The organism is Halomonas sp. NCCP-2165 (assembly GCF_023708045.1).
In the GTDB taxonomy this organism is placed as follows: Bacteria; Pseudomonadota; Gammaproteobacteria; order Pseudomonadales; family Halomonadaceae; genus Bisbaumannia; species Bisbaumannia pacifica.
On record NZ_BRCY01000030.1, the window covers coordinates 26,903 to 37,856 of the forward strand.

The following is a 10,954-nucleotide window of genomic DNA, read 5'->3' on the forward strand; positions in this document are numbered from 1 at the left end:
CCATGAGCACAGACTTTCTTTCTTCGGACGAGATTCGCGATCGCTTCTCGAAGGCCATGTCGGCCATGTATCAGGCCGAGGTGCCCCAGTACTCGACCCTCCTCGAGTTGGTGGAGACGGTCAATCGGGAGACCCTGGACAAGGACCCGGCCCTGGCCGAGCGCCTCACCGCCCATGACGAGCTGGCGCGCCTCGGCGTGGAGCGTCATGGCGCCATCCGCGTCGGCAGCGCCGAGGAGCTGGCCATGCTGCGTCGCCTCTTCGCGGTAATGGGCATGTTCCCGGTGGGCTACTACGACCTCTCCGAGGCCGGCGTGCCGGTGCACTCCACCGCCTTCCGGCCCATCGATGACGCCGCCCTGGCCCGCAACCCCTTCCGCATCTTCACCTCGCTGCTGCGCCTGGAGCTGATCGAGAGCCCGGAACTGCGCCGCCGCGCCGGGGAGATCCTCGCCCGTCGCGATATCTTCACCCCCGGGGTGCGCGACCTGATCGCGCGCTGCGAGGCCCAGGGCGGGCTGAACGAGGCCGATGCCGAGCGCTTCGTGGCCGAGGCCCTGGAGACCTTCCGCTGGCATCGGGAAGCCACCGTGGACCTGGCCACCTACGAGGCCCTCCATGAGGAGCATCGCCTGATCGCCGACGTGGTCTGCTTCCGTGGCCCGCATATCAACCACTTGACCCCGCGCACCCTGGATATCGACGAGGTGCAGCGGCGCATGCCGGCGGCGGGCATGAACCCCAAGGCGGTGATCGAGGGCCCGCCCCGCCGCGACTGCCCGATCCTGCTGCGTCAGACCAGCTTCAAGGCGCTGGAGGAGGCGATCCGCTTCGCCGGCGAGCAGCAGGGCACCCATACCGCCCGCTTCGGCGAGATCGAGCAGCGCGGCATGGCGCTGACCGCCAAGGGCCGCGAGCTCTACGACCGGCTGCTGAATGAGGCGCGGCGTCAGACCGCGGGCCTGGCCAACGAGGAACACCAGCGGGTGCTGGGCGAGGTCTTCGCCGACTTCCCCGACCGGGACGACGAGCTGCGCCGCCAGGAGCTGGCCTTCTTCCACTACCGCCTGAGCGAAGCGGGGGAACAGGCCGGCAAGCAGCCGGGCGCCGACCTGGAGGCGCTGATCGAGGGTGGCCTGGTGGTGGCCCAGCCGATCACCTATGAGGACTTCCTGCCGGTGAGCGCCGCGGGCATCTTCCAGTCCAACCTGGGCGGCGGCGAGAACCAGGCCTACGCCGGTAACGCCAACCGCGACGCCTTCGAGGCGGCCCTCGGCGTCCCGGTCACCGACGAGCTGGCCCTCTACGCCGAGCGCCAGGCGGCCTCCCGCCGCCGGGTGCTGGACGCCCTGACTTAACGCCGATCGCCCCTACCGCCGGCGCTGCGGTTGTTGTGGGAGCTCGGCGGTCCGGCGCTCCGGTTCCGCGCGATTCGCCCGAAGGGCGACGATGTCGTCCAATCGTCCGGCGGAGCCGGACTCCCACAACACCAGTGGCCACCCAATCTATTGTGGGAGCTCGGCTTCGCCGAGCGATTGGCGTCGGCGACTAGTCGTCGACGCCCAAGGCCGCGGCGCCGACCAGATGCTCGACGAAGCGCCGCACCTTGGCCAGCTCACCCAGGTGCTCCGGGTAGACCAGGTAATAGGCGCTGGCACTGTGCAGCCGATAAGGGGCGGCGATGGCCAGGCGCCGGTCTCGGAGCTCCTCGGCGACGATAAAGCGCGGCACCAGGGCCACGCCGCCGCCGGCCATGGCGGTGCGCACCAGCATGGCAAAGGTCTCGAAGCGGGTGCCGTGGTAGCTGCGATCGGTGGTCGCCCCCTGCTCGGCGAACCAGCGGTGCCAGGCATCCGGACGAGTCGACAGGTGCAGTAGCGGCAGGTCGGCCAGCTCGGCCACGTCCCGGGGCGCATGGCGCGCCAGCAGGGGCGGCGCCGCCACCGCCACCATCTCCTCCTCCAGCAGCTTGTGGCAGGCCAGGTTGGGCCAGCTGCCGTGGCCGTAGAAGAGCGCCACGTCGATATCCTGCTGCTCCAGGTCGAAGTCCTCGACCCGATCGTGAAACTCCAGGCTGATGCCCGGGTTGTCGGCCAGGAAGGCGGGCAGCCGGTCCGCCAGCCAGCGGGCGCCGAAGCTGGGCAGGGTGGCGACCTTGAGTACCTCGCTGTTGCCGCTGTAGGTCATGATGGCCTGGGTCGACATCTCGAGCTGGGCCAAGACCTTGCGCACGTCGCTGAGGAAGATGGCGCCCTCCGGGGTCAGCAGCAGGCTGCGCCGCACGCGGCGAAACAGCTTGTGCTGGAGGTGCGCCTCGAGCTGGGCCACCTGCTTGCTGACCGCGCTCTGGGTTAGGCTCAGCTCGTCGGCGGCGCGGGTGAAGCTCATATGCCGGGCCGCCGCCTCGAAGCACTGCATGGCGGTAGTGGAGGGGAGGTTGCGTGAGGCCAAGCGTGAGGCTCCTGATTCACGGCGTGTCTCCCCGGCGCCAGGGCGCCGGGGAGACACGAGGGCTCGAGGAGGCTGGCTCATGCCGTCGGGGAGGCCAGGTCCTGATGGGCCGGGCGCCGCGACTGATACCAGGCCACCAGGGCCATGGCCAACAGGCCGATACCGCTGGTCAGCGGCTCGGGAACCACCATGGCCAGTCCGGCCGCCAACAGTACCAGACGTTCCCAGGGCAGGGAATCTCTGACGAAATGCCCGATCAGGGCGCTGCTGACGCCCATGATCCCCAGCAGCGAGAAGAGCACCGCCGCCAGCAGGCCGGGCAGGGTGGCATCCACCATCACCAGCATGGGGTTATAGATGAAGGCGTAGGGGATGATAAAGGCGCCGATGGCCAGCTTGACGGCGGTAAAGCCGGTCTTCATGGGGTTGGCGCCGGCGATCCCGGCGCCGGCGAAGGCCGCCAGGCAGACCGGTGGGGTGATGTCGGCGATGATCCCGAAGTAGAACACGAAGAGGTGCACCGCCATGGGCGGCAGGCCGAACTCGTTGATCAGGGCGGGGGCGGCGATGGTGGCGGTCACCACGTAGTTGGCGGTGGTGGGCAGGCCCATGCCCAGCACGATGCAGGCCACCATGGTGAACAGCAGTGCCAGGATCAGCACGCCGTCGGCCAGGCTGATGATACCGGCGGCGAACTTGGAGCCCAGGCCGGTCATGCCGACGACCCCGGCGATGATGCCGGCACTGGCGACGGCGGCGATCACCGGCAGGGCCACCCGGGCGCCCTGCTCGAAGATCTTCACCAGGCCGACCAGGGAGGGGCGGGTCTCCTTGCGGATCATGCCCACGGCGAAGGCGCAGGCGATGCCCAGCAGGGCGGCGCGCTGGGCGGTGAAGCCGAGGCTGATGGTGGCGACGATCACCAGCAGCGGCAGCAGCATATAGCCCTTCTCCAGCATCAGCTTGCGCTTGCTGGGCAGTTGATCCTTGGGCAGGCCGAGGATGCGATGCCGCTTGGCCTCGAAGTGCACGCCGATAAAGATGCCGGCGAAGTAGAGCAGGGCGGGAATCAGCGCCGAGAACATGATCTCCCGGTAGGAGACGCCCACGTACTCCACCATGATAAAGGCCGCGGCGCCCATCAGCGGCGGCATGATCTGGCCGCCGGTGGAGGCGGAGGCCTCGGCGGCGCCGGCGACCTCGGGCTTGAAGCGGGCATTCTTCATCATCGGGATGGTGAAGGAGCCGGAGGCGACGGTGTTGCCGATGGAGCTGCCGGAGATCATGCCCTGGAAGGAGCTGGCCATCACCGCGGCCTTGCCGGCGCCGCCGGTGAAGCGGCCGGTGACCGCGAAGGCCAGGTCATTGAAGAAGCGGCCCACCCCGGTATGCATCAGCACCACGCCGAAGAACAGGAACAGGAAGATAAAGCGCGCCGAGATCTGCAAGGGCGTGCCGAAGACGCCGCTCTCGCGGAACCACAGGTAGGGTGATACCTCGCCGAGGGAGAAGCCGGGGTGCGAGAGCATCTGGCTGGGGATATGGTTGCCGAACAGGGCATAGCCGATGGCCAGGGCGGCCATGATCACGATGGGCACCCCCACGGTGCGGCGGGTGGCCTCCAGCACGAAGAGCACCCCCAGCAGGGCGGTAGCCAGATCGAGGCTCGAGTAGCCGGTGACCCGGGCGCGCAGCACCTCTTCGTAGAAGAGGATCTTGTAGTAGGCGGTAAAGGTGGCGGCGAAGGCCAGGATCACGTCATACCAGGGGACGCGGGCGCGACTGCCGCTGCCCCGGGTGGCGGGGAAGAGGATAAAGATCATGCCCAGGGCCAGGCCCAGGTGAACGGCGCCCTGCTGCTGGGAGGGCAGGGTCCCGAAATAGCCGGTATAGAGGTGGAAGCCGGTCAGCGAGACCCCCATCAGGGTCACCAGCCAGGCCCACTTGCCCAGATGCGGGCGGGTAGCGGTTTCGCGATCGTACTGGTCTAGTACGGACGCATCGTCAGCGGTTTTTTTTTAACCACGGTTCAAGGCCTCACGAAAGGCGGCGCCGCCGGAGGGCCCGGCGGCGCCGCGGGGGATCGAATCAGTTGGCGAGATCGTCGAAGGAGGTGAAGTCGGAGCCTTCACGGGAGACGATCTGGATGACTTCCGGATAGATGTGGCCGATAAAGGCGACGTTATCCACCTGGGCGCCCTCGAACTCGCCCTGGCCGGCCACGGCATCCTGCGCCGGGGCATGCACGGTCATGCCCAGGTCCATGCGACCGTCGCGGATGCTGACCAGGTTCTCGATGGAGGCGCCGGTCTCGATATTGGTGAAGTTCTGCTCATCCAGGTAGCGGTTCCAGATGGTGGCCATCTCGCCGCCCAGCGGATAATAGGTGCCGCCCTGGCTGCCGGTGCCGAGGATGAACTCGCGCTTCTCCTCGATCTCACCCAGCTCGGCCACCGGATTGGTCACGGTCAGGCCCTGCTCCTCGTAGTAGCGCTTGGCGCCCGGGTGGATCGGCAGGCCCTCGGAGCCGTTGAGGGCGTTCTCCAGGGTCATGAAGGCCGACTGGGCGTGGGTGTTCTCTTCGGCATGCTCATGCATCAGGCGCGCCAGTTCGTAGCCCAGCTCTTCGCCGATGGTGTCGGTGCTGCCCACCAGCACGGCATAGGCGGTGACGGTATCGACGTCCTCTTCCTGGAAGGCGTAGCTGCCGGCGGGAATGGTAAAGCGGCGATAGGCGCTGTGGGTCTCGAGGTAGTCGATGGCCGCGTCGCTGAGGCCGACCAGGCGCGCATCGCCGCTGGCCGCCTGGAGGTTCTCGATGCTGCCCGAGGGCAGGCCGAGGATACCGATGGAGACATCGATATTGCCATCCTGCACGCCGTCCAGGGCGGCCCCGAAGCCTTCCTGGTAAGTGCTGTAGGCGTCTTCGCCGATGCCGTAGGCATCGAGGATCAGCTGCGACACGTTCTGGGTGGTGCTGGCGGGCGGGCCGATGGCGATATTCGGCTTGCTGGCGGCGTCATCGCCGCAGCCGGCCAGCAGGGTGCCGGCGGCGAGGCCGACCATGGCCAGGGGGAAAGTGGGCTTCATAACGTCTCCTGATACCTTGTTGTACCTCCCCGGGCGGATGGCGCTGGGGAGTGGATGTCGCATCCGGCCTCGTGGGCCGGGTCGGCATGCACTGCGGGGGCATTGTTCCTTCCTGAGGCATTACAGACAAAAGAAATTTAGTTACCTACGCATTCCATTTTGGAATTCACGGCCCAAGTAGTCTTATAGTTTGTGAGTCAGGTGGTGAGTCGTGGGCAGGACTTCCACTAAGGAATGGGAGGTCGATCTTGGTTGGCACGGATGCCTGGCGTAGAGTAAGGGGATTACCGACTCGGCGAGGGAGCCGCCCGGGATGTCCGTCTTCAGCCTGCAGACCTGTACCCTGGGGCGCCAACACGTGGCCCACGAGCATGCCTACCATCAGTTGATCCTGGCCAGCGCCGGCACCACCGAACTGGCCCTGGAGCACCGCGGCCAGCGCATCACCCGGGAGCTGGGTTGCCTGATTCCCACCGCCTGCCGTCACGAATACCTGGGCGATGGCCGCAACCAGACCCTGGTGCTGGACGTGCCCCTGGCCAAGCTGGAGCGCCTGGCCTGTGCCGACGAGCTGCAGCGCCTCTTCGAGCGGCCGCGCTTCTTCGCCGTCTCGCCCCAGTTGCAGCAACTCACCGCCACCCTGATGGCCCAGGCCGAGCAGGCCCCGGCGCTGCATGACGAGATCGCCACCCTGTTGCTGCGGGCCCTCTACCTGCAGCTGCACGATCAAGAGCTCAAGCATGCCGAGGCCACCCCCCAGGCCCGTTCGCGCCTCGACCTGGCGCGCCTCGATGCCTGGATCGATGCCCACCTGGACGCCACCATCCGCGTCGAGACCCTGGCCGAGCTGTGCGCCCTGAGCCCGGGCCACTTCCACGCCTGCTTCCGCGAGGCCACCGGCCTCACCCCCTTGGCCTATGTGCAGCGCCGGCGCCTCGACCACGCCCGGGGCCTGGTGGCCGGCAGCCAGCTGAGCCTGGGGCATATCGCCGGCCTGGTGGGCTTTCGCGACCAGGGCAGCTTTACCCGCGCTTATCGCCGTTGCTTTGGAGAGGCTCCCTCCCGGGCGCGGCGCTAGACGAGGCGCTTCGTTGCGATAACGCCCTGCCTCGCCCGGCGCTGTCGTTTTCCCCGAGTCTCGGGCAAGGCCGGCGGAGTCTCGGCCAAGTGCCGGGGCCGGGGATGGCCTAAGGTCAAGGAGAACCCTCCAACAACAAATCAGGATAGGGACTCATGACCACCACACCGCGACTTCCCAAGCCCTGGGGCAAGACCCTCGCCCTGGCGGCGCTGCCGCTGGCCATGGCGATGGCCGCCCAGGCCCAGGCGCAATCCTACGAGATGGTGATCGCCACCCAACTGCCCGAGAGCCTCAGCAACAACGAGATCTATCCGGCCCTGGTGCACTTCAAGAACCGTGTCGAGGCGCAGACCGACGGTGACCTGGCGGTGACCCTCTTCGGCGGCGGCCAGCTGGGCTCCGAGGTGGAAAACGGCACCGAGGTGCAGGGCGGGCGTACCCTGCAGTCCACCATCATGTCGGCGGGGGCCATGTCCTCCTTCTACCCGGACTACCAGCTGGTCACCGCCCCCTTCCTCTTCACCAGCTGGCGCCAGGCCTGGGCCTTCTTCGACGGCGAGTGGTTCGCCGACTTCATGACGGGCACCCGGGAGGCGGCCAATATGCGCTACCTGGGTACCTTCGACGACGGTGGCGGCTTCGTGGCCTTCACCAACAACGTGCGGCTGATCGAGACGGTGGAGGACCTGGAGGGGCTGAATATCCGCACCGAGGAGAATCCCGCCCACGTGGCCATCATGCGCGCCCTGGGCGCCTCCGCCACGCCGCTGCCCTGGGGAGAGCTGATCACCGCCCTGGAGACCGGCCTGGCCGACGGCCAGTTCAATGCCCCGGTGCTCAATACCACCTTCAACTTCGATGCGGTGACCGACTACACCACCCTCACCGGTCACGTCTACAACAGCGCCCCCTGGGTGGTCAGCGAGTCCTGGTATCAGGAGCTGCCCGAGGAGTACCAGGCGATCCTGGTCGGCGCCGCCCGGGAAGCCATCGAGATCAGCCACGGCATGTCCGGGGCCTTGGCCACCGCCAGCTGGGTGGAGTCCTGCGAGCGCTTCGAGGCCTGTTACCTGATGCCTCCGGCGGAGCGCGAGCGCATGGCGGAGATCGCCCGCCCGGCCTGGCAGGAGTGGATCGTCGACGACTTCGGCATGGACGCCGGGCGGGTCGAGGCCTTCCTCGGCGAGGTGGCGCGGGTCGGCCGCCAGGTGGCCGAGGATGACCAGCGGATCTACGGCCAGTAATCGCGCCGAGTCCGATGCCCGCCGCGGCGGGCATCGGCCCCATCGAGGCTTGTCATGACCCTGCTTGTTTTCCTGCGTCGATTGAGCGATGGCGTCAATCGCCTCGCCGTGGTGCTCTGCGTGGCCTGTATCCTGGCCATGCTGGGCATCTCCTTCACCGCCTTCCTCTACAAGCTGCTCACCGGCAGTACCCTGAGCTGGACCTACTCCCTGGCGCGGCTCTTCCTGCCCTGGATCGGCTTCCTCTCCATGACCATCTCGCTGCGCTACGGCGAACACGTGGCCATGACCCTGCTGGTGCGCAGCCTGCCCCGGCCGCTGGTGCAGCTGGCCGCCGGTGCCTGCCTGGCGGTCATGGCGCTCTTCGCCGCCATGCTGGTGTGGTATGGCTGGGGCTTCTTCCAGAATGCCACCCAGATCTACATGGTCTCGGATCGCATCCAGATCCCCAGCCAGGTCACCGCCATCGTGGTGCCCCTGAGCGGCCTGATCATGCTGCTGCACCTGGTGCACGGCTTCGCGCTGCTGGAGCACTTTATCGATGACGAGGCGACCATTCACGACCTGATCGAGACCCCAGACTCGGAGACCCCGTGATGACACCAGCCATTCTCGCTTTCGTGGTGCTGCTGCTGATCGGCGCCCCGGTGGCCATCGTCATGGCCATGTCGGGGCTGGTGGGGGGCTTTACCCTGGGCGGTGAGCGCATGCTGGGCATCATTGCCGACCGCATGTTCTCCGGCGTCTCCGGCTTCCTGCTGATCGCCGTGCCCTATTTCATCTTCACCGCCGAGCTGATGAATCAGGGCGGCCTGACCCAGAAGCTGATCGCCTTCAACAACGCCCTCTTCGGCCGGGTGCGCGGGGCCCTGTCCCACGTCAATATCTCGGTCTCGGTGTTCTTCGCCGGTCTCACCGGCGCCGCCATCACCGACACGGTGGCGATCGGCAAGATCATGATCCCGGAGATGAAGCAGCAGGGCTACGACGCCGAATACGCCGCCGCCATCACCGCCTGCTCGTCGATCATCGGCCCGATCATCCCGCCCAGCGTGGTGATGGTGGTCTATGCCACCCTGCTGCGGGATATCTCGGTGATCGATCTGTTCGCCGGCGGCATCATCCCCGGCCTGCTGATGGCCCTGGCGCTGCTGCTGGTCAGCTTCTTCCTGGCCTGGAAGCGCGGCTACCCCAAGCAGGCGCCCACCCCGTTCAAGCTGGCGGTGGGGGCCTTCCTGGTGGCCCTGCCGGCCATGGTGGTGCCGCTGATCATCCTCGGCGGCATCCTCTCGGGGCTGACCACCATCACCGAGGCCTCCGGCTTCGCCGCGGTCTACGCCATCGTCATCGGCCTGGTCTTCTACCGCAACCTGACCTGGCAGAAGGTCTGGCAGGCGCTGGTGGTCACGGTGCGCTTCTCCGGGGTGGTGTTCTTCCTGCTGGCCACCTCGGCGGTGCTGGGCTGGTTCGTGACCCGCTCCGGCATCGCCCGGGAGGCCGCCGGCCTGATCACCACCTTCAGCGACTCCGCCTTCCTGCAGCTGATGCTGGTCTGCCTGCTGCTGATCCTGATCGGTACCGTGATGGACGTGCTGCCGGCCCTGGTGGTGGTGGCGCCGGTGCTGGTGCCGGCGATGATCCAGCTGGGCTTCGACCCGCTGCACTTCGCCATCCTGATGATCGTGGTGCTGAACGTCTCCAACGTCACGCCACCGGTGGGCATGACGCTGATGACCGCGGCGCGGATCGCCAACGTGCCCTACGAGCGGGCGATCATCGCCTCGCTGCCGTTCTATACCGCCTATCTCGCGGTGATCGTGCTGCTGGCTGCCTTCCCGGCGCTTTCCACCTGGATTCCCTCTTTGCTCGGCTAATAAGGATAAGGACAAGGATTCGCCATGAAGCTCTACTACCATCCCGACCAGGAGCGCCATGCGCCGCCCACCTTCCTGCTGCGCGGGGCACCGGCCCCGTCGCCGGAGGGGCCCAGGCGCGCCGAGCTGCTGAGCCTGGGCCTGGCCCAGGCGGGGCTCTCGCTGAGTGCCCCGACCAAGGCCGATACCCCGCGGTTGCGGGAGCGGCTGGGGCGCATCCACAGCGCTCGCTATCTCGACTTCCTCGAGACCATCCACGCCCGCTGGCAGGCGCTGCCCGGCGCCGCCGAGCTGGTGGCGCCCAATGTGCACCCCTGCGGCGGTGGCCATCACTACCCGCGCCATCCGGTGGGCCAGGCCGGCTGGCACCTGCACGACATGGCCTGCCCGATCGCCGCCGACAGCTTCCGCGGCATCCTGGCCAGCGCCGCCAGCGCCGAGGCCGCCGCCGAGGCGGTGCTGGGCGGCGAGCCGGCCGCCTACGCCCTGTGCCGGCCGCCGGGCCATCATGCCGGGCCGGAGCGCGCCGGCGGCTTCTGCTTCCTCAACAACTCGGCCCTGGCCGCCACGGTGCTGCGCGAGCGCTTCGCCCGGGTGGCGATCGTCGACGTGGACCTGCACCACGGCAACGGCACCCAGGACATCTTCTATGCCCGCGGTGACGTCTGGACCGGCTCGCTGCATGCCGACCCCGCCGACTTCTACCCCTTCTTCTGGGGTGGGGCCGACGAGACCGGCGAGGGGGAGGGGCAGGGCGCCAACGTCAACCTGCCGCTGCCGCTGGGCAGCGACGGCGGGGTCTTCCTGGCCGCCCTGGAGCGGCTCTTGGCGGCGATGGCCGACTTCCGCCCCCAGGCCGTGGTGGTGGCCCTCGGCCTGGACGCCCACAAGGATGACCCCCTGGCCGGATTGAGCCTGGAGACCGAGGACTTCCGCGCCATCGGCGCGCGCCTGGCCGGCCTCGCGCTGCCCACGGTACTGGTCCAGGAAGGGGGCTATCCCACCGAGTCTTTGGCCGACAACCTGCATGCCCTGATGGCGGGCTTTACCGGAGCATGAATGGGGTGGGTTGCCACCGGGGTGGTAGGCGCCAGCGTCCACAGATCGCCAGCTAAAGCTAGCTCCTACGGGGTGGGGGTTGCCACCGGGGTGGTAGGCGCCAGCGTCCACAGATCGCCAGCTAAAGCTAGCTCCTACGGGGTGGGGGTTGTCAC

The 10,954-nt window shown here is 67.8% G+C and carries 9 protein-coding genes; 6 read left to right on the top strand and 3 right to left on the bottom strand.

Features of this window, described 5'->3' with window-relative positions; all coding sequences use genetic code 11:
• Positions 1 to 2 precede the first annotated feature (2 nt).
• Positions 3 to 1,358, top strand: coding sequence for a 2-oxoadipate dioxygenase/decarboxylase HglS (hglS, locus tag NFU04_RS13765; RefSeq protein WP_251310020.1), 1,356 nt, complete (start codon positions 3 to 5; stop codon positions 1,356 to 1,358).
• Between the two features lie 190 nt (positions 1,359 to 1,548).
• On the opposite strand, the gene NFU04_RS13770 is transcribed toward hglS, so the two are convergent.
• The 3 genes from NFU04_RS13770 to NFU04_RS13780 all read right to left on the bottom strand — a co-directional run bounded on the left by NFU04_RS13770 (position 1,549) and on the right by NFU04_RS13780 (position 5,541).
• Complete coding sequence (locus NFU04_RS13770) at positions 1,549 to 2,451, bottom strand: LysR substrate-binding domain-containing protein (RefSeq protein WP_251310021.1); 903 nt, start codon at positions 2,449 to 2,451, stop codon at positions 1,549 to 1,551.
• A 77-nt stretch (positions 2,452 to 2,528) separates the two neighbouring features.
• Entirely contained in the window at positions 2,529 to 4,382 is a 1,854-nt protein-coding gene (locus tag NFU04_RS13775; RefSeq protein ID WP_285835157.1) for a TRAP transporter permease, read from the bottom strand.
• A 157-nt stretch (positions 4,383 to 4,539) separates the two neighbouring features.
• Positions 4,540 to 5,541, bottom strand: a complete 1,002-nt coding sequence (locus tag NFU04_RS13780) for a TAXI family TRAP transporter solute-binding subunit (RefSeq protein WP_251310022.1) — start codon at positions 5,539 to 5,541, stop codon at positions 4,540 to 4,542.
• A gap of 313 nt (positions 5,542 to 5,854) precedes the next feature.
• On the opposite strand from NFU04_RS13780, the gene NFU04_RS13785 reads away from it, so the two are divergent.
• From NFU04_RS13785 to NFU04_RS13805, 5 genes are all read left to right on the top strand, one after another.
• On the top strand, positions 5,855 to 6,619 hold the full coding sequence (locus NFU04_RS13785; RefSeq protein WP_251310023.1) for an AraC family transcriptional regulator: 765 nt from the start codon (positions 5,855 to 5,857) through the stop codon (positions 6,617 to 6,619).
• A gap of 155 nt (positions 6,620 to 6,774) precedes the next feature.
• Entirely contained in the window at positions 6,775 to 7,866 is a 1,092-nt protein-coding gene (dctP, locus tag NFU04_RS13790; protein WP_251310024.1) for a TRAP transporter substrate-binding protein DctP, read from the top strand.
• 54 nt (positions 7,867 to 7,920) lie between these two features.
• Positions 7,921 to 8,463 carry a TRAP transporter small permease gene (locus tag NFU04_RS13795; protein WP_251310025.1) on the top strand — a complete coding sequence of 181 codons (543 nt, stop codon included), beginning with the start codon at positions 7,921 to 7,923 and terminating at the stop codon, positions 8,461 to 8,463.
• Positions 8,463 to 9,740 (top strand): TRAP transporter large permease, encoded by a 1,278-nt coding sequence (locus NFU04_RS13800; protein WP_251310026.1) that lies wholly within the window; start codon positions 8,463 to 8,465, stop codon positions 9,738 to 9,740. Before NFU04_RS13795 ends, NFU04_RS13800 begins: the two co-directional genes overlap by 1 nt.
• A gap of 24 nt (positions 9,741 to 9,764) precedes the next feature.
• Entirely contained in the window at positions 9,765 to 10,799 is a 1,035-nt protein-coding gene (locus NFU04_RS13805; RefSeq protein ID WP_251310027.1) for a histone deacetylase family protein, read from the top strand.
• Positions 10,800 to 10,954 lie beyond the last annotated feature (155 nt).